Source organism: Flavobacterium piscis, assembly GCF_031457575.1.
GTDB classification, from domain to species: domain Bacteria; phylum Bacteroidota; class Bacteroidia; order Flavobacteriales; family Flavobacteriaceae; genus Flavobacterium; species Flavobacterium piscis_A.
This window is the reverse complement of the sequence record NZ_JAVDWQ010000007.1, coordinates 107,096-126,511: the sequence shown is the minus strand read 5'-3', so window position 1 is coordinate 126,511 and position 19,416 is coordinate 107,096. Positions and strand designations below refer to the sequence as shown.

Sequence of the window (19,416 nt, the reverse complement as noted above, 5' to 3'; positions counted from 1 at the left end):
TTATAAATTTAATTGATAAACATCATCCAGTTCATCATTAGAACTAATATTTACATTTAGATCCGTGACAAAACCAGAATTCAATCCATAAACCCAACCATGAAGTGTTAAGTCCTGTCCATTTTTCCAGGCACCTTGTACAATTGAAGTCTTAGCTAAATTATAAACCTGTTCTTTAGCATTAACTTCAACAAAAGCATTAAATCGCTCAGTTTCGTCTTCAATAGAATTTAAATATTTATCATGTAAACGGTATTCGTCTTTAATATGGCGAATCCAGTTATCAATAATTCCAACAGACTGATTGCCCATAGCCGCTTTAATACCTCCACAACCATAATGTCCACAAACAATAACGTGCTTTACTTTCAATACGTTTACAGCATAATCTAAAACACTTAACATATTCATGTCAGAATGCACAACCATATTGGCAATATTACGGTGTACAAAAACTTCACCCGGTTTTGCACCAATAATTTCATTTGCAGGAACACGACTATCAGAACAGCCAATCCACAATAACGGAGGTGTTTGTCCTTTTGCTAAATCTTCGAAAAAATTAGGATCAAGTGCTAACGATTTTTCAACCCACTCTTTATTGTTTTCTAATATTTGTTTATAAAAGTCTTTCATGTTTTTTTTAATTTTTTAATGGCATTTCTGTCTATTTAGAATATCAAATAGAACTTAGAAAGTTTATTTAAAAATACTCCCGCATATTTCAGAAATACCTTAATTTATATTATTAACTTTTTAAAAATCTTCGTTTCTATTTTCTTTTTTGACCAATACTCTTTTAGCGACATCATAATAATGTTCTATAGAAACATGATTATTAACTTCAGGGGTATTTTCTAAATCATAAGCTTCTTTGAAACCTTTTAATTTTACTTTGATATTTTCATCAATAGCACGGGTTTCCTTAAACTCACGAATTAAATCTAAAACATCATGTGCGATATACTCTGTATCATCAGCATTGATAATAACTTTAGAGTTTTCCGGAATTTCACTTAATGTTTGCTTTATAGCCGCTTTATTTAAAAAGGAGACTTCTTGTGCCAGATCGATATGAATTATATCTCCATCTTCGTATTCTTCTTTTTTAAAGTTGTAAGCTCTTTTTAAATTCCCTCTCAATACAAAAATAATACTGATGATAATTCCCAATGCAACTCCTTTAAGTAAATCTGTAGCTACTACAAATACCAGTGTTGCAATAAACGGTACAAACTGATATTTTCCTTTTTTCCAAAAGTGCTTGAAAGTTGCAGGTTTTGCTAACTTGTATCCAACTAAGATTAAAACAGTAGCTAAAGTTGCCAATGGAATTTTGTTCAATAATGTCGGAATTGACAAAACACTAATTAACAAAAGTAAGCCATGGATAATTGCAGACATTTTAGATTTTGCACCAGCATTATTATTAGCTGATGAACGTACTACAACTGAAGTCATTGGTAAACCACCTATAAGCGAACTCATAACATTACCAATTCCTTGTGCCCTTAGCTCTACATTTGTATCTGTATAACGCTTTTGGACATCCATCCTGTCAGCAGCTTCAATGCACAATAAAGTTTCAATAGAAGCAACAATAGCAATTGTTATAGCTACAACCCAAACTTGTGGGTTGGTTACTGAAGCAAAATTTGGCGTAATGATAATAGACCTGAATTCATCAAAAGAAGTTGGGACTGGCAATGAAACCAAATGTTCTTTTGCAATTGCCAATGAACTTCCTGATGCAATAAATATTTCATTTAAAGCAACCCCTACAATAACTGCAATAAGGGCACCTGGCACTAATTTCAATTTCTTTAAGAAAGAAACCTTGTCCCAGGAGATTAATATTATAAGTGAAATCAGCGAAATCACTACCGCTCCTAATTGGATATGATTAAAAACATCAAATAGTGCGGAAAAAGAGTTATTTCCATCGTTTTGAACAAATGCCTGATCACCTTCAAAATTAGCATCATAACCAAAAGCGTGTGGCAATTGTTTCAGAATAATGATGATTCCAATACCCGCCAGCATACCTTCAATAACATTGGTCGGAAAATAATTTGAGATGCTACCGGCTTTTAAAAACCCTAATGCTAATTGAATTAATCCTGCAATAAAAACAGACATTAAAAAAACATCAAAAGCACCAAAATCCGTAATGGCTGTCAAAATAATAGCTGTTAAACCAGCAGCAGGACCAGAAACACTAATGTGCGACTGGCTCAGATACCCCACTACAATACCACCAATAACACCCGCGATAATACCTGAGAATAAAGGGGCCCCCGATGCCATTGCAATACCTAAACACAATGGAAGAGCCACCAAGAACACCACTAAACCTGAAGCAAAATCAGATTTAAGGTTAGCAAAAAGATTGATTTTTTTTGTCATAATACAATACTAAAAAATTATTCATTAAAGAATTACTACATGATTAAAAATGCAGTTTTGTTCAAAATAATCGGAAGTATTATAAGAAGTTGGGAGGAGGGGCAAAAATACTAGGAGAAATATTATCTAATTTTACAATATTTTCTGATGCTATTAGTTTTGATTCTATATATACAGGAAAAAACAGTTCGTGATCAAAAACAGGCGGATAAACCGCAGCTTTAATTTCTTTATGAGATTGTTCCTCTTCAGAACAACTGAAAAACATAGACACATCGCTACTTTTCTTTATCACCGTAACAATAGCGGGTGTAGATAAGAAAGCAAAAAATATAAATAATAATATGCGAGCTATTAATTTCATTGCGGCAAAAATAGAGCTAAACGGACAAAATCAAAGCAACTTAGCCAAAATTTTTAAAAAAATTTAACATAAATAAAAAACAGAATGTAATTATTATATCATTCTGTTTTTTTAGAGTTTTGATAAACAACAATTTACAATTCTTCCTCCAGCCAGGCATTCATCATCCAGATGGTTTTTTCCTGTTCAGCAATAAAGCCACTCATCATAGAATTAGTACCTTCATCGTTTATTTCTCCTGATTTAGTTAGAATTACTCTTTCAATTTTTAATAAATCGGCAAGTGATTTTACAATTAAATGAACTGCTTTTTCATCGTTTGAAATATTTTTACCAACTTCAAGTTTATTGTTTTTAATATAATCCTCAAAAGTATGCAGGGGTGATCCGCCGATAGTTAAAATTCTCTCGGCAATCATATCTATTTTTAATTGTGAATCTGTATACAATTCTTCAAATTTGACATGCAGATCAAAGAAACGTTTTCCTCGAATATTCCAATGGATTCCTCTTAAATTTTGATAGTAAACCTGAAAATTAGATAATAAAACATTTAATTCCTTTACTAATAACTCTGACTCTTTAACGGGTAAACCTAAAATATTTGTTTTCATATGATTCTTTTTTATACTATGTTTATTACAAATTTAAAATAAGTTCATTAAATAATTATAAAAAAAAATTATATTTACTTATTTTTGCATCAAAAAATACTATCAAAATGACGATTACTCAATTACAATATGTTTTGGCGGTTGCTGAATACAAAAATTTTACACTTGCAGCCGAGAAATGCTTTGTTACTCAGCCTACCTTAAGTATGCAAATTCAAAAAATTGAAGAAGAACTCAGTATTTTAATTTTTGACAGAAGTAAAAAACCTATTCAGCTTACTGACATTGGTCAAAAAATTGTAAATCAGGCAAAAAACATCGTAAATGAAGCAAGTCGAATTCAGGACATTGTAGAACAACAAAAAGGGTTTATTGGAGGTGAATTTCGCTTAGGAATTATTCCAACCATAATGCCGACACTTTTACCTATGTTTTTAAATAATTTTATCAAAAAATATCCAAAAGTAAAGCTTTTAATAGAAGAACTCAATACAGATGAAATCATCACAAAATTGAAAAATGGTCATTTAGATGCAGCAATAGCAGCAACTCCATTAGAAGATGAAAAAATAAAAGAAATCGTATTGTATTTTGAACCTTTTGTGGCTTATATTCCGGAACATCATACCCATTTTCAAAAAGAGGAAATTGAAGTCTCTGATTTGAACATAAATGAAATTCTGCTTTTACAGGATGGGCATTGTTTTAGGGATGGAATATTAAATTTATGCAAAAACGGTTCTGATATTGAGCAGAACAATTTTCAGATTCAGAGTGGTAGTTTTGAAACCCTTATAAAATTAGCTGATGAAGGTTTGGGTACGACACTACTTCCATATCTTCATACTTTAGACCTGAAAGAATCTGACAAACTGAAATTACGCAACTTTAAAGAACCAAAACCAGCGCGTGAGGTAAGTTTAATTTACCCTAAAAGCGAATTAAAAATGCAAATTATTGATGCTTTAAGAAGCACAATTGCCGGAGTAGTAAAAGGGGCTATTGTATTTCAGAATGTTCAAATTATCAGTCCGCTGCAAAAGAAATAATAAAAATGATAAAAAAGGCAATATCTCAACCAGGAATATTGCCTTTTTTTGTTTCGGTATTACAAGGCCAAGGCATTTTTACTTAATGCTCTTTTTAAGCTTTTCAACTGATGAATCCTCTAACAGTTTAATTTGATTGACAACAATTTGAGCAATTTCAGTCGCTCCTTTTTTTGATAAATGTGTGTCATCTGCTTTGTCCTCTAAATAATAAGGATGCTCTCCTTTTTTGAAATGCAAATGCAAATTCTTTGATTTTTCAGGACCATATGATTGTTCGAGCAACTCTGTATAATATTCCAGGTCGATAAACGGAACTTTATATTCCTGCGCAACCAATCGGGTTTCTAATGGATATTCGCCATGTGTGCCCACTAAAACACCTTTGTCATTAAAATTACGTCTTGCAATTGAAGTCAATAATATTGGAATTGCTCCTTTTTCCCGGCTTTCTTTCACAAACTTAATTAAATTGTGACGGTAACTCGTATGTGGATTGGTATATTTTGTAGAGTCTCCAATCTTTTCATCATTATGACCAAACTCTATAAAAACGTAATCTCCTTTTTTGAGTTTATTATTAATGGAATCCCAACGTTTTTCATTGATAAAACTTTTAGTACTGCGTCCATTTACGGCTTTGTTTACGATAATAATATTATCTTTAAAAAAGGGCTGAAGTACTTGTGCCCAGCCATGTTCCGGATTTTTATCCGAATCTTTTTTATTAGCCATTGTCGAATCGCCAATAGTATATATTGTCGTTTTTTGAGCTATAACGCTCATTGAAATTAAAGAGAAAATTAAAAGATAATATTTCATTTAGATTCTTAATTATTTTAGATTAATAAACTTGCTCTATTAAAAAATGCAATGTTAAAACTTATTTAGCTGCCGAAGGAACCGTTGCTTTTTCACCAATAAAAACTTCGTTCATCAGGACATTTTCGGCATTTTCACTCGATATGGCATTTTTAGCCCATTTGATTTCGATATTATTTAAAGATATATTTTTGATTTTTTTATCTGGAAATCCCTGAATTACTATTCCTGAAGCCGTTGCTTTATTACAAGAGATATCTGAAAATGAAATATTAGAGATTTCAGACTGGAAACCTTTTCCTTCTCCATGATAATTGGCCGTGATATAAATACAATCCTCTACTTCGTCTAATTGTATATTTCGAACAAAAATATTTTTTATAAAGCCTCCTCTATCGGCATTTGTTTTTAAGTAAATCCCTCTTTTGAGGTAGCCAACGGTTTTACAATTTTCAACATACACATTTTGTACTCCAGCTGACATTTCACTTCCTATGACAACTCCGTGAAGTCCTTTGAAATTGCAGTTTCTGATTACAATATTCTCACTTGGTGTGGCTGAATTGGCTCTTCCTTCATGATCTCTTCCTGCTTTGATTGCCACATTATCATCACCGTTGTCAAAAGTTACATTCTCAATCAAAACATCTTTGGCATATTCAGGATCAATCCCATCATTGTTATGATTTAATGATTTATAGCTAATTCCCCTAATTGTAATGCTTTGGGACTTTAGCAGATGTAAACACCAAAAAGGTGAATCCTCAATACGAATGTTTTCAACCAAAATGTTTTTACAATTAAAAAACTGAATCATTTGAGGGCGTAAAAAATAACCTTTCCCAAATTTCCTGTCTTTTAAAGGGATATTGTTATGATTCATTTCGCGACTTAGATCTTTACCCTTGCCTTCTTGCGATTTAAAGCTTTTCCACGTCTTTCCGCCTTCCCCATCAATAGTCCCTTCTCCGGTTATAGCAATGTTAGTACAATTATTGGCATAAATTAACGGACTGTAGTTATAAACCATCGTTCCTTCCCAACTGGTTAAAACCATTGGCAAATAATGTTCCGGTGTATCACTGAATTTAATTTTTGCTCCTTTTTCAATTTTTAAATTGACATTGCTAACAAAATGAATGGGACCATTTAAAAGATAAACGCCTTTCGGAACCACAATAGTTCCCCCATTATTTTTTTTGCATAACGCCATCGCCTTATCAAAAAAAGGTTTGCTATTGGTAATTGAATCGCCTTTCGCACCTAGTTTCTCAACATTTATCTGAAAAGAAGAAAAAACAGGTAATTGAATTCTATTGACAATAGAATCTGCTTTTGCTGTTGGAAAATTATTCTCCTGAGCAAAAATGACAGGAGAAAACAATAAAAAGAAAAGAAATCTAAAGTTCATGTTTTTGTTTTTTTGAAAGTCAAATCTTTATCTATTGAAATAAGTTGTCTAAAACGAATTCGTTCCATTAAAAATTTAGGTCTGGAAGAAATTTATTCTCCATATTTCTTAAACCATTTTTTATATTTTTTAAGAACTTCTTTAGGTTCATTAGAATACCATGAATAACCGTTTCTTCTCTCTTCTCCTATGTCGGTTATAAATTTCTTTTTAATTCCGTCCCGATCACAAAAAAACGCTTCATTCGTGTCAAGCTCTGCGAACCTTGGCCAAATTGGTGCGACATCTTCCATAGGATACATTTTTTTACCAATAACTTTTCCGTCAGCGTCATATATACGCTCTTCTTTAAGATTAGTAATTTTTGTTTTTTCAAACCAATCATAAGCACTTTTAACTGCAGTTTTAATTTCCGGTGAAGGATTATCAATGGACATTAATAACAATGTTACTTTGGCAGATTCTTTTCCGCTCAACGAAGCAAGTTCATAAGCTCTTGCATTTGCCGGGGCAAAAGTAACTTCATCATGTTGTGCACACCAAACCGTTAAAACACCATTTTGTTTGTATTGCGTTTTTAAAATACAATCAATTCCTTTATCAAAAGCAATTTTAGCTTTTTCAACAGTTTCCTTTGGAAGTTTAATACTATAGTAATTTGTTTCATTCCCTATTTCTCTCAATACATTCAAAACATCCACCATCGAATTATCATTATAAGTGATATGCGTATAATAACCCTTTTTTAATGGAAAGTATTGAGGCCAGCCACCATTAGCATATTGTGCTGACAGTAAATAGTTTACTGCTCTTAAAAATGAATCTTTATATTTTTCCTCTTTAGTCTGCGCATACATTTTAGATACAAAAAGTATTTCCTGTGTTGTCGCTCTGTTGTCTATTGTACAATCTTTTCCTGAAGGTTTTAGTGCTGTTAACTTACTCTTCTCATCCTCTGTCAATTCTTTTAACATCGGGATATTCTTTGGCCAGCCACCAATATCTCTTTGGTAAAGCAACACGTTGTCGGCTATTTTCCTTCCTTCTTCTGAACCAAACCAGGCAGAATAACTTTTCATTATTAAGTCCGGCCATTTTTTACTTTTTTCCTGTGCATTTACACAAAAGCTAATACTAACTAAAAGTAATAATGCTGTTTTTTTCAATTTAATCATTTTCTATCTATTTAGTAATTCTGAACCAATCTATTGCGACACTCCCTGCATCGTTTATAATTCCCTCCCTAAGTGCTAAAAACCCTATTTTTGCACCAATCCATTTTCCTTCTCTGGCAGTAAAACTTTCACCGATTGGGTTGAATTTCTGGCCATCTTCACTATAGAAAAAATCACAAACCCCGCCTGCTTTAACCTTCACCTGTAAGTAAACCGTTTTATCTTTTATCGCAATTCTCTTACTTTCAGATTCAATTCCTTTTTTATCAGCTTTTAAAGTTATTTTTTGTGAAAGGAATAATTTTCCTTCTTCTTGTTTCAGACATAAAAAACTATAATCCAATCCCATAATTACCAATCCGGTATATTCGCCATCAAATCTGGAATTAAATGTAATTTTTGTAGTTGCAGTAAATTCATTTGCAGGAAGTTTTTGCAAAAGTAAATTTGGAACATCAAACAGATTGTTATAATCTTTAGGAGTAGGGATACAATTCAAATTATAATAGCCCATTGTCGTTGGAAGTCCCCATGTTATTTGTGGATTTGCATGCCACTGCCATTGAAGCCCAAGTTTAGGATTGTTAAACTCATCACTTTCAGGTGGTGTTTCAACAGGAAATGATTTCTTACCTACATTTGGTTTTTTATAAACCACAATAGGCTCTCCAATACCATCGTTATTTTCATCGGTTCCTATTACTGGCCAATCATTCTGCCACTTCATAGGCTGTAAATGAACTACCCTTCCGTATGCAAACTGATCCTGAAAATGAATAAACCAATCTTCTCCCGTTTGAGTTTGAACCCAGGCTCCCTGATGTGGGCCATTGATAGTTGACTTTCCCTGATCCATCACTTTCCTTTTTTCATAAGGCCCAAAAACATTTTTAGATCTCATAACAGTTTGCCATCCTGTTGCAACTCCACCTGCAGGAGCAAATATGTAATAATGGCCATTTCGTTTGTAAAATTTAGGTCCTTCAATAGTGGCTTCATCAGCATGACCATCAATAATCATAACATCATCATTATTTGCTAATGTACCTTCAGCATTCATGGTACATACAGCCAAAACGCTTTTTATTCCGGCACGGCTTCCTGCGAAAGCATATCCTAAATATACTTTTCCGTCATCATCCCATAACGGAGCTGGATCAATCAATCCTTTACCTTCCTTTACCATGACAGGTTCAGACCATGGACCTTCCGCTTTTTTTGACTTTACGAGATATATACCGTAATCAGGATCAGGATAATAAATGTAAAACTCATTTTTATAATATCGAATACAAGGAGCCCAAACACCATTTCCGTGTTGGGCTCTGTTATAAACATCTAAAGGTTTTTGTTTTGAAAGCGCATATCCTGTTAATTTCCAGTTAACCAAATCTTTTGAATGAAGAATAGGCAAACCAGGAATACAATTGAATGATGATGCTGTCATGTAATAATCATCTCCAACGCGAATGACATCCGGATCTGAATAATCGGCATATAAAATAGGGTTTTTATATGTTCCGTCTCCATTGTCCGCTACCCAAACCTGAGAATAATTACTTTTATTTTTTTCCTGACCTATTATTGTTTGAACAACAATAAAGGATAAAACAAGAGATATTGTTTTTATAAATTTCATTCGAATTAATATTATTTTATCTGTTTAATTTTATCTGTTTAATTCTAAAGCAGCCAAAATGAACGGACCAGTTGCTTTAGGGTCATTGTCTTTTTTTCTTTCATTAACATAATACTCATAGGAACCATCACGATAAGGGTTTCCGCCTAAACCAGCCACCTGGCAAGCCTGAGTTAATGTAATTCCTCCATCAGTATCAACTTTCATTAATTGTTGAGTTAGACCATCAAATGCTTTATTGGCTAATTTTTTATATTTAGAAGGCAAATATCCTTTATTTGCTCCTTTTGCAAAAGCATAAGCAAACATTGAAGATCCTGAAGCTTCTAAATAATTATCTTTTTCACCACCCTTATCCGTTACCTGATACCATAAACCTGATTTATCCTGATACTTCGCTAAACTTTCCGAAACATTATTTAAATAACCTACTAATTCTTTTTGTTTTGGATGATCTTTTGGAAAATAATCCAAGGCATCAACCAAAGCCATTACATACCAACCAAGAGCTCTTGACCAATAATTTGGAGAGTTTCCTGTTTCCTTATTAGCCCACGGCATTTCTTTGCTTTCATCCCAACCGTGATATAATAATCCTGTCTTTGGATCAGTTGCATGCAATTGTATTTGTTCGAATTGATGCGCAACATCGTCCAGATTTTTTCCGTTTTCAAAAGTAACAGTATATGCTGCATAGAAAGGTTCTCCCATGTATAATCCGTCTAACCACATTTGATTCGGGTAGATTTTTTTATGCCAGAATCCACCACTTTTAGTTCTTGGATGATCTGTTAACTGTTTACGCAATAGTTGCATTGCTTTTAAATATTTTTCTTCTTTCGTTTTATCATAGGCATTAAAAAGTAAACGTCCAGCCACAATCATATCAATATTGTATTTTTCTATTTCATACGTTTTGATTGTTCCTTCGCTTTCAATCAATGCATCTAAATAGCCTTGTACATACGCAGCATATCTTGGATCTGGATTTTTTTTATATAATTCTTCGAATGAATATAAAACAAGACCATGAACATAGTCCCATTTTGGAGCCTTAGAATCGTCTATCTGCCAGGATTCCGGATGACGTTGCATTAAAGTTAAAGCCATTCTGTCAGACCATTTCAAATTTTTAGGAATTACTGATTGATTTTGCGTATCAGCAGTTTTTACTGGTTGCAGCGAAGCGGTTTTACAACTAAAAAAGGTGAATGAAACAAAAAGTGCTGCGACTTTTAAAGAGTTTAGTGTGTTGTTTAACATAGTAATTTATTTAACTTATTGAAAATTCTATTTATCTAATTCTATTGCTGCAAGCAAAAAAGCTCCTAATCCATGTGAATTATCGGTTACAATTTTTTCGTTCATGTAATATTCAAAAGAACCATCTCTATATGGATTACCCCCCAATCCTGCACTGCCACATACCTGAGTAATATGGATTTCACCATCATTATCTACTTTAATACGATTTGTAATTAATCCATTAAAACCTTTATTAGCTACTTTTTCAAATTTAGTTGACAAATAACCTTTATGTACTCCTTTTGCAAGTGCATATACTAACATTGAAGAGCCTGAAGACTCCAAATAATTTCCTTTTTGCTTTTGCAAATTTGGAATTTGATACCATAAACCGGACTTATCCTGATATTTGGTTACTGCAACTGCTAATTCATTTAGATATCCAATCAATTCATTTTGTTTTGGATGCTCTTTTGGAAAATAATCCAATGCATCTACCAATGCCATACCATACCATCCAAGGGCTCTCAACCAAATATGGGGAGCTGTTCCCGTTTCCTTATTAGCCCATGGCATTTGTTTGCTTTCATCCCAAGCGTGAAAATACAAGTCGGTTTTTTGATCAAATGTATGTTTGTGAAGAAGTTCGAATTGGTGGGCAACATCATTCCATTTTTCTCCCCCCTCAAATTCAGCAGTATATCTTGCATAAAAAGGTTCTCCCATATACAAACCGTCTAACCACATTTGATTAGGATAGATTTTTTTATGCCAAAAGCCCCCAGATTGGGTTCTTGGATAATCATCAAAATTATTTCTTACTATTTTTAAGGCTGTCAGATATTTTTCTTCTTTTGTTTTATCATACAAATCAAAAAGTATTTTTCCTGCATTTATATTATCAAGACTATGATTTTCGGGATCAAACTTTTTAATTGCCCCAGTTTCATCAATGAATACATCTGCATACCCTTTTACATAATCATAATATTTTGAGTCATTGGTTTTATTGTACAATTTCTGGTAAGCAGTCAAAATCATACCAATTTTATAGTCCCATTTTGGCGCTTCGTGATCATCTATTTTCCAGGCTTCAGGATGTCTTTTAATTATCGACAAAGCCATTCTTTCCGACCATTTTAAATTATCCGATATCCTTTTTTGACTTTCAATATCCTGAGCAATTGTTTTGCCAGAAAAAAAAAGAAGCAAAATAATTGCAATTTTATAGAAATTAGTTTTTACAGGGATCTTCTTAGTCATCAAATTTACATTTTTAGCTTTTTGTTTAATAACTCTAATTTTAGCTTTTTCATCTCTTAATTACTTTGCGAGTTATAACCTGAAAGTCTTATTATTTTATTACTTATGATACTTTATTTAAAAGTTTTATCCAAAAATTGAGTAGTATAACGAATCATTTCGTCAAACCAGGGGTCAAAAAACCAAAATGAATGAGGAGAGTCCTTAATTGTATGTACCTCATTATAAATATTATTTTGGTTTAAAACCGTAATCATATCATCTCTGCCAGCATGAAACCTAGGAATACTGCTATTAATAAACAATGTTGGCGGTGTGTTTTTGTCAGTGTGTGTTAAAGCCGAAGCATTTTTCCAATTTTCCGGATTCTCAGCAGAAGTCCCTTTTAGCCAAAAAGCAGCCATATCTCCCTCAGAAGATTCAGGATGTTTAAAAGCTAAAACGCCGTCAATATTAATAATTGCATTTACTTTTGATGAAGATTTACTTTTATTCTGAACATCATCAAAAGCTGAATTTTCATTTGTTGTACCAATCAAAGCAGCCATTTGACCTCCTGAAGAGCATCCTAAAACAGCAATTTTGCCTGGATCTACATTGAATTTTTTGGCATTATCTTTTATAAACTTAATTGCATTTTTAACATCATAAATGGCTTCCGGATATTTAGCTTCTGGCGACAGTCTGTATTCTATTGCAAAACAAGAATAGCCTTTTGAAGCTATTTCCTGTGCCATTATTTTCATTTGATTCTTATTACCTGATCTCCAGCCTCCGCCATGTATCATGATTACGGCAGGATTTCTTTTTTTTGTTGTATTAAAAAAAGCATCCAGATGCAATGCTCTGTTTTTATCCTGACTATAAACAACTTCAATAATTTGTGAAACATTGTTGTTTTTTGCTTCTTCAACAATTTTTATAAAAGGATGCTTTTTTATTAATTTATTATATGTTGCTTTTATAGTATAGGAGCTATCTATGCTATAAGTGCTTTGTGCAGAAATAGCATTTGATAAAAAAAACAGTATTAATAAAAATATATTTTTCATTCCTAATAAAATTTAAACTTAGTTAAGAAAGGAGTTCGACATACAATCGAACTCCTTTTTAACTAATTCAAAAAACAAAATATAAATTAATCTCTTTATACTAATATCCAGGATTTTGTGGAAAATCTTTATTTCTATTTAAATCCAAAGCTGTTTGTGGAATAGGTCTTAAAATTTTAAGGGCTCCACCCACTCCGACAAAATTACTAGCCTCAATTTTATAATTATGTGCAGAAGCTCTTGCTACAAGAGTACCTGTACGTTTCAAATCAAACCAACGTTTATACTCTCCAACTAGCTCTCTACCTCTTTCGTCTAAGATATAATCAATATTAAACTGTGCTTCAGTTGCATTTCCAACTCCCGCTCTTCTTCTTACTTCATTTAAACGAGCCAAACCTGTTGTTGGGTTACCTGCTTTTAAGTAAGCTTCAGCTGCTACTAAATAGGTTTCTCCAAGTCTTGCTAAAATAATATCTCTTGTACTCACGTTTCCAGTACTTGCTGGTGTTGATGGATCTGGATCATCGAATTTTTTAACTGGAATAGTTGCGTAATCAAGATTTTTAATTAAAGTATGTTCTGCGGAATATTCTCCCCATGGATGATACTCAAAATCAGCGGTTAGTTTACCGGCTTTTGAAGCCAGATAAGCTACTTTATCATCAGCAGTAAACCATTTAGGCTCATAAAAATCTTTTATTTTTAAGTTGGTTTTATCTGCAACTCTAAAGAAATCATAATAGTTTTCATAAATTTCATGCATAAAAGTGGCTTCCCATCTTTTATCCCCTTTTTCATACAATCCTAAAGTATATCCTGTTGGCAATAAATTATAACTTCTTAAAGGTGAACCTCCTTTAGTTTCACTACCTCCTAAATAAGAACTGAAATAATAAAACTGGTTATTTCCTAATGTTGTAGGAGAAGTACTAACTGAGTTTTTATCATATTGAACAGAAAAAATAGTCTCAGCATTCAAATCATTTTCTGGTTTGAATAATTGGTCATAAGCTATATTTAATGCTTGTCCTGCAATAGCAGTATCTGCATAAGAAGCCGCTTTAGTAAAATCTGCAATAGTTCCAAATGTTTCATAACCTCTTGTTAAATAGACTTTTGCTAATAAATCATTTACGGCTCTTTTGTTCACTTTCCCACTTACTGCATAAGTATTTGTACCAACATTTGTCAAAGCAAATTCTAAATCATTAATAATTTGAGTATAAACTTCCTCTGCTGAGTTTCTTGTAAAAGACAGAACCGGACTTGTAATATGCTCGTTAACAATTGGAACACCTCCATAAGTTTGTACTAATAAAAAATAAGCGTTAGCTCTCAAAAATCTTGCTTCACCTACAAGTATACTTACATTTGGTGTTTGCTCAGTAATTGTTGAATAATAAACTGTTTTGTTTACAGACTGAATTAACTCATAACAAGATTTATATAATGGAACAATCTCTGTTGAAGAAGGAACTAATTGACTGTATTGACTTAAACCCGCAGGTTCTGGTGTTCGGCCTTCTGCATACATATCAGTACCTGATTCAAAGATGAAAGGTGCACCACCATAAATTCCTTTTAGCCATGCGTAATTTGTATTTACTAATAACTGAAATCCTGATGCTGTTTTATACGATGCATCTGCAGGAACACTAGTACGGCTATCTTCTTCAATAAAATCACTGCATGAAGTAAAAGCAGTAACAATTATTCCTAAAATTAATATTATTTTTTTCATTTGATATCTTTATTAAAATTTAACACTTAATCCCAATTGGGTCGTAACAGATGCCGGACGGTTTACACCAAAATTTGAACCAGCCCATTCTGGATCATATCCATCGAAATCTGTAAATACAAACGGGTCTAAAACATTTACATATATCCTAAAGTTACTCATTTTTAACTTTTTAATCAACTCAGAATTAAGTGTATACCCTAATGATATGTTTTTAATTTTTACATACGAGACATCTTTGTAAAAAGCAAAATTAGAAGCCCAAAACGTACCTGCACCTGTAGCTGCTGGCCCTGGACGTGGGTTAGTGTTTGAAGCATTAGCCTCGATACCCGTACCATTTGTTGGAATAAAGTAGTCCATTGCTATTTTTTGACGACCTCTATCGGTTACGTCAGCAAAATTATCATGGAATGAACTCAAAACTGTTTGTTCCTGGCTTGTAAGTACTGAAAAATTAAAATCAAATTGACCAACCGTTAATTTAGAGTACATACTTCCTTGCCAATCAGGATTTGCATTACCAATTACGGTTCTGTCATCCTGGTTAAATTTACCATCACCATTCAAATCTTTTGGTTTTGCTTGTCCCGGAGCCTGCCCATAAGATGCTGCTTCAGTAGCTTGACTTTCTTGCCAGATACCATCAAAGACATAATTATAATTAGGATTTAATTCTGATCCCAAAATCAAGGTATTTCCAATATCACTTACTTTGTCCTGATTGTAAATTGACTCTAATTTATTCACGTTTTTGGTAAACGTAAAAGTAGTTTCCCAAGTAACATTATTTGATTTAATATTTTTAGTAGTTAACAAAACCTCAACTCCTTTATTACTTACCGAGCCAACGTTTGAAACTGTTCTATCCCTACCTGTCTCTATAGCTAATTGTTGTTCGTAAATCAATTTATCAGATAGTCTGTCATACACATCAACACTACCTGTAATTCTATTATTTATGAAACCATAATCTATACCAATGTTAAATTCTCTTGTTTTTTCCCAAGTCAACATTTGATTGGCGAGAGTCCCAGATCTCCAACCTGCCACTACTGCAGAACCATTTGCATAAAATGTTTGACTATCTAAAAGCTCTTGTGAAGTATAAGGCTGAACATTGTTATTACCAGTATAACCAATACTTGCTCTTAATTTTAAATCTGAAACTGTTGAATTACTTTCTAAAAATGCCTCCTTACTGATTTTCCATCCTAAAGCCAAAGAAGGGAAATTTTCCCACTTAACACCTTCTGCCAATACAGAAGCTCCATCCCATCTGTTTGACGCTGTTAATAAATATTTGTCTTTATAAGTATAGTTTAAACGTACAGCATAAGAACTTAGACTGTTTTTTTCATACAATGATTTTACATTAAAACTTGTTTGAACGCCTGAACCAATATTATTTTCACCAGTGTCAAAAGGCTGCGTATTTGAATAAAGATAAGATGACTCACTAACATTAGAATACAAACTTTGTAACAATAAAGCACTTAAATCATGCCCACCATCAAAGGAATGTTTCAAATCAATTTGATTATCCCAAGTATAATTGAAGTTATCATAATTTTCAAGAGATGAAGAGTTTTTGTTATTTAAAGTAACTCCTGCATTAGATTGTGCTCCATAAGCAGTACCATTAACTTTATTTATGATACCGGCAGCAAATGTTGTTTTAAATGATAGCCATTTTAAAGGCTGGTATTGAAAAAATGCATTTCCTACTGTTTGCCAAGTTCTTTCGGTTTGAGATGAATTAGCAATTTCTACTAATGGATTCACACTACTTGTTTTATTAATTGCCCAGGAACCATCAGGATACGTTAATTTCCCTGGCAAGAAAAACTCTTGACCTATCAATTCATTTCCAGCAGCATCAATAGACCACGGAGACATAAGTGGACTTAATCTAAAAGCCTCCTGCATTGCCAAATCACTCCCTAACTCTGTATTAATACGTGCTATAGTAATATTAGCACCAGTTGTGAACTTGTCGTTTATTTTATGATTTAGACCTAATTTAAACGAATATTTATCTGTTGAATCATTGTCAATAAGTCCTTCATCGCCTTGCATACCAAAAGCCAAATTATAACTTAAGCCAGAATCCGAACGACCAGAAATATTTACATAATTATTTTGCGTCATCCCTGGTTTTAATACAGCATCATACCAATCAAAATTATACCCGCTGTTAGCTCTAGAAACTAATAATGGACTTTGATTTCCTGCCAATGCAGCCAGTTGTGTTGGGGTCTGTGTTAAAGGTGTGGCACTCATATAAGCAACTTGATGAAATTTCCACCATTCCGCACCTGACATCATTTCTGGCAATCTGGCAGCTGTTCTTGTACCGTAGGACGTTTCTAATGACACACTAATACCGGATTTTGCCGAAGTACCACTTTTAGTTGTAATAATAATAACCCCACTTGCACCTCTAGAACCATAAATTGCTGCCGAAGAAGCATCTTTTAAAACGTCCATTCTGGCAATATCTTGCGGATTCAAAAAATCAATTCCGTCAGTTGGTACACCATCTACTACATATAATGGAGAGCCTCCTAATAATGAATTATTACCTCTAATCACTACATTAAATCCATCACTTGCACGTCCTGAGGCCGATGTAATTTGAACCCCAGGAGTACTTCCTTGAATTGCCTCTACAGGACTTAATACGTTTCTCTCGGTTATCGTTGCAGAACTAATCGTACTAACAGAACCTGTAAGATCACTTTTCTTTACGGTACCATAACCTACTACTACAACTTCATTAAGTGCGTTCGAAGCTTCACTAAGACTAACATTTACCTTTGATTTCCCAACAATACTAACTTCCTGAGTTTGAAATCCTAAATAAGATATTACCAAAATTGCCTTAGTATTTGAAACATTTAGTTTAAAGCTTCCTTCAAAATCGGTAGAAGTCCCGTTTTGAGTTCCTTTTTCCAAAACGTTAACACCTGGTAATGAGAGTCCGGACGCATCTGTTATCTTTCCTTCCACAACACTCGACTGAGCACTCATGCTATTGATCAGGAAGAAATTCATAAAAAATAAAAACACAAGATTGTATTTTATTCTTTTCTTTAATAATTTAATTTTCATAGTTTGGTTTTAATAGTTATTGATAGTTTTCTAGTTTTTAATCGATTCTATCTTTTTATTATTGATGTAGGTATATATAAAATTAAAATTCTTACTGTTTTTCAATAAATAAATTGAGTCGGTTTTTTCGATAATAACATTTTTAAGTGTGATGTTCTCGATCGGGGACTCTTTGTATCCTTCCGCCCAAATACCATATTTGCCTCCATTTTTCACCCTTACATTTTCAAGACTTATATTTCTTATTACTGGTATAAAATTTCCAGTTTGGGATCCATATACATTATAAAACATATTTAACTTTAAAACACATTCTTTAACAGTACCCACTTCCAGATTTCTAACATACACATGTTCAATAATGCCTCCTCGTTTTGAATTAGTTTTAATACGGATAGCCCTGTCAAGATTTGGGCTGTCCATCACACAATTCTCAACAAAAACATTATTGACTCCCGCAGATATTTCACTTCCAATTACAACACCACCATGACCATCAATCATTTTGCAATTTTGTACGATTATATTTTTACTTGGTATTGCAACTCTTCTCCCATCAGCATCCCTTCCTGCTTTTATCGCAATGCAATCATCTCCTGTATTAAAAACACAATTTTTTATTAATATATTTTGAGAGTATTCCGGATCGCAACCGTCATTATTAGGCCCATGACTTTCAACAGTAACACCATCAATAATTATGTCATTAGATTTTATAGGATGTAAAATCCAGAAAGGGGCATTAATTATCTTAACATCTTGTATCAAAACAGTATTACACTCAAAAAACTCAATAAAATTTGGTCGTAAATAACGACCCTCACCGAAAATCCTTTCAGCAACAGGAACCTTTTTTTCTGCCATATCAACTAATACTTCACGGTTTTCCGGATCATTTTGAGATGGGAGTCCTTCCTTCCAGCCATAACTTTTACCGCCTGACCAAAACCACCAATTATCATTATTAGCCTGACCATTAAGCACTCCTTTACCCGATATAGCTACATTCGTTTTATTTTTTGCATATATAAGTGGTGAATAGTTCATTAATTCCGTTCCTTCAAATGAAGTATGTACCAAAGGATATTCTTTAGGATTTGTACTAAAAAGAATTTCAGCTCCCTCCTCTAAATGAAGATTCACATTACTTTCTAAATGTATTGGCCCGGTTAAGTATTTTCCCTCAGGAACAACAACTCTCCCGCCTCCATTTGCAGCACATGTTTTTATTACTTTTTCAAAAACCAACGTATTTGATGTTTTACCATCACTTACAGCGCCAAAATCTCTTATATTATAATTTTTATCTAAAAAGTGAGTACGGATAATATTTTTTTCAATTAATTCTTTTCGATCCCAGGGATTTTCAACCGAGGTATTCACTACACTGCTTTTACATGACAAAAACAATATCACGCAAACGCCCACAAAAGCTAATAATTTACAGTTTAATACCTTATTTACAATCATTTATGTTTTATTTTGAATTCAGTCTTTAAAAAGTATATTTTATGTAAT

The 19,416-nt window shown here is 33.0% G+C and carries 15 protein-coding genes; 1 reads left to right on the top strand and 14 read right to left on the bottom strand.

Going from position 1 to position 19,416, the window contains the following annotated elements; genetic code table 11:
• From can to J2W48_RS11885, 4 genes are all read right to left on the bottom strand, one after another.
• Positions 1-636: a carbonate dehydratase gene (gene can / locus J2W48_RS11900; RefSeq protein ID WP_310281562.1), complete on the bottom strand. Its 636-nt coding sequence runs from the start codon at positions 634-636 to the stop codon at positions 1-3.
• A gap of 120 nt (positions 637-756) precedes the next feature.
• Entirely contained in the window at positions 757-2,406 is a 1,650-nt protein-coding gene (locus J2W48_RS11895) for a SulP family inorganic anion transporter (RefSeq protein ID WP_310281560.1), read from the bottom strand.
• A gap of 79 nt (positions 2,407-2,485) precedes the next feature.
• Complete coding sequence (locus J2W48_RS11890; protein WP_310281558.1) at positions 2,486-2,770, bottom strand: hypothetical protein; 285 nt, start codon at positions 2,768-2,770, stop codon at positions 2,486-2,488.
• Between the two features lie 134 nt (positions 2,771-2,904).
• Positions 2,905-3,384, bottom strand: a complete 480-nt coding sequence (locus J2W48_RS11885; protein ID WP_310281556.1) for a Dps family protein — start codon at positions 3,382-3,384, stop codon at positions 2,905-2,907.
• Positions 3,385-3,491: 107 nt separating this feature from the next.
• On the opposite strand from J2W48_RS11885, the gene J2W48_RS11880 reads away from it, so the two are divergent.
• Positions 3,492-4,433 carry a hydrogen peroxide-inducible genes activator gene (locus tag J2W48_RS11880; RefSeq protein ID WP_310281553.1) on the top strand — a complete coding sequence of 314 codons (942 nt, stop codon included), beginning with the start codon at positions 3,492-3,494 and terminating at the stop codon, positions 4,431-4,433.
• 78 nt (positions 4,434-4,511) lie between these two features.
• Here the strand turns inward: J2W48_RS11880 and J2W48_RS11875 are convergent, their stop codons facing one another.
• The 10 genes from J2W48_RS11875 to J2W48_RS11830 form a co-directional block, all read right to left on the bottom strand.
• Positions 4,512-5,255, bottom strand: a complete 744-nt coding sequence (locus J2W48_RS11875) for a rhamnogalacturonan acetylesterase (protein WP_310281551.1) — start codon at positions 5,253-5,255, stop codon at positions 4,512-4,514.
• A 61-nt stretch (positions 5,256-5,316) separates the two neighbouring features.
• Positions 5,317-6,666, bottom strand: a complete 1,350-nt coding sequence (locus tag J2W48_RS11870; RefSeq protein WP_310281550.1) for a glycoside hydrolase family 28 protein — start codon at positions 6,664-6,666, stop codon at positions 5,317-5,319.
• Between the two features lie 92 nt (positions 6,667-6,758).
• Positions 6,759-7,841: a pectate lyase gene (pelA, locus tag J2W48_RS11865; protein ID WP_310281548.1), complete on the bottom strand. Its 1,083-nt coding sequence runs from the start codon at positions 7,839-7,841 to the stop codon at positions 6,759-6,761.
• A gap of 7 nt (positions 7,842-7,848) precedes the next feature.
• Positions 7,849-9,480 (bottom strand): glycoside hydrolase family 43 protein, encoded by a 1,632-nt coding sequence (locus tag J2W48_RS11860; RefSeq protein WP_310281546.1) that lies wholly within the window; start codon positions 9,478-9,480, stop codon positions 7,849-7,851.
• Between the two features lie 30 nt (positions 9,481-9,510).
• Positions 9,511-10,743 carry a glycoside hydrolase family 88/105 protein gene (locus J2W48_RS11855; RefSeq protein WP_310281545.1) on the bottom strand — a complete coding sequence of 411 codons (1,233 nt, stop codon included), beginning with the start codon at positions 10,741-10,743 and terminating at the stop codon, positions 9,511-9,513.
• Between the two features lie 27 nt (positions 10,744-10,770).
• Positions 10,771-11,988 carry a glycoside hydrolase family 88/105 protein gene (locus J2W48_RS11850; protein ID WP_310281544.1) on the bottom strand — a complete coding sequence of 406 codons (1,218 nt, stop codon included), beginning with the start codon at positions 11,986-11,988 and terminating at the stop codon, positions 10,771-10,773.
• Positions 11,989-12,101: 113 nt separating this feature from the next.
• On the bottom strand, positions 12,102-13,040 hold the full coding sequence (locus J2W48_RS11845; RefSeq protein WP_310281543.1) for an alpha/beta hydrolase fold domain-containing protein: 939 nt from the start codon (positions 13,038-13,040) through the stop codon (positions 12,102-12,104).
• Positions 13,041-13,140: 100 nt separating this feature from the next.
• Positions 13,141-14,784, bottom strand: a complete 1,644-nt coding sequence (locus tag J2W48_RS11840; RefSeq protein ID WP_310281541.1) for a RagB/SusD family nutrient uptake outer membrane protein — start codon at positions 14,782-14,784, stop codon at positions 13,141-13,143.
• Positions 14,785-14,796: 12 nt separating this feature from the next.
• Positions 14,797-17,898, bottom strand: coding sequence for a SusC/RagA family TonB-linked outer membrane protein (locus J2W48_RS11835; RefSeq protein ID WP_310281540.1), 3,102 nt, complete (start codon positions 17,896-17,898; stop codon positions 14,797-14,799).
• 30 nt (positions 17,899-17,928) lie between these two features.
• The gene (locus tag J2W48_RS11830) at positions 17,929-19,368 is read right to left on the bottom strand and encodes a glycoside hydrolase family 28 protein (protein ID WP_310281538.1); all 1,440 of its coding nucleotides are present in this window, start codon (positions 19,366-19,368) and stop codon (positions 17,929-17,931) included.
• Positions 19,369-19,416 lie beyond the last annotated feature (48 nt).

What these genes read in the sequence shown, in the direction of transcription:
- J2W48_RS11855 (WP_310281545.1), bottom strand. Translation starts at nt 10,743, where the DNA reads ATGTTAAACAACACACTAAACTCTTTAAAAGTCGCAGCACTTTTTGTT.
- J2W48_RS11860 (WP_310281546.1), bottom strand. Translation starts at nt 9,480, where the DNA reads ATGAAATTTATAAAAACAATATCTCTTGTTTTATCCTTTATTGTTGTT.
- J2W48_RS11885 (WP_310281556.1), bottom strand. Translation starts at nt 3,384, where the DNA reads ATGAAAACAAATATTTTAGGTTTACCCGTTAAAGAGTCAGAGTTATTA.
- J2W48_RS11875 (WP_310281551.1), bottom strand. Translation starts at nt 5,255, where the DNA reads ATGAAATATTATCTTTTAATTTTCTCTTTAATTTCAATGAGCGTTATA.
- J2W48_RS11890 (WP_310281558.1), bottom strand. Translation starts at nt 2,770, where the DNA reads ATGAAATTAATAGCTCGCATATTATTATTTATATTTTTTGCTTTCTTA.
- J2W48_RS11870 (WP_310281550.1), bottom strand. Translation starts at nt 6,666, where the DNA reads ATGAACTTTAGATTTCTTTTCTTTTTATTGTTTTCTCCTGTCATTTTT.
- can (WP_310281562.1), bottom strand. Translation starts at nt 636, where the DNA reads ATGAAAGACTTTTATAAACAAATATTAGAAAACAATAAAGAGTGGGTT.
- J2W48_RS11850 (WP_310281544.1), bottom strand. Translation starts at nt 11,988, where the DNA reads ATGACTAAGAAGATCCCTGTAAAAACTAATTTCTATAAAATTGCAATT.
- J2W48_RS11840 (WP_310281541.1), bottom strand. Translation starts at nt 14,784, where the DNA reads ATGAAAAAAATAATATTAATTTTAGGAATAATTGTTACTGCTTTTACT.
- pelA (WP_310281548.1), bottom strand. Translation starts at nt 7,841, where the DNA reads ATGATTAAATTGAAAAAAACAGCATTATTACTTTTAGTTAGTATTAGC.
- J2W48_RS11845 (WP_310281543.1), bottom strand. Translation starts at nt 13,040, where the DNA reads ATGAAAAATATATTTTTATTAATACTGTTTTTTTTATCAAATGCTATT.
- J2W48_RS11880 (WP_310281553.1), top strand. Translation starts at nt 3,492, where the DNA reads ATGACGATTACTCAATTACAATATGTTTTGGCGGTTGCTGAATACAAA.
- J2W48_RS11835 (WP_310281540.1), bottom strand. Translation starts at nt 17,898, where the DNA reads ATGAAAATTAAATTATTAAAGAAAAGAATAAAATACAATCTTGTGTTT.
- J2W48_RS11895 (WP_310281560.1), bottom strand. Translation starts at nt 2,406, where the DNA reads ATGACAAAAAAAATCAATCTTTTTGCTAACCTTAAATCTGATTTTGCT.
- J2W48_RS11830 (WP_310281538.1), bottom strand. Translation starts at nt 19,368, where the DNA reads ATGATTGTAAATAAGGTATTAAACTGTAAATTATTAGCTTTTGTGGGC.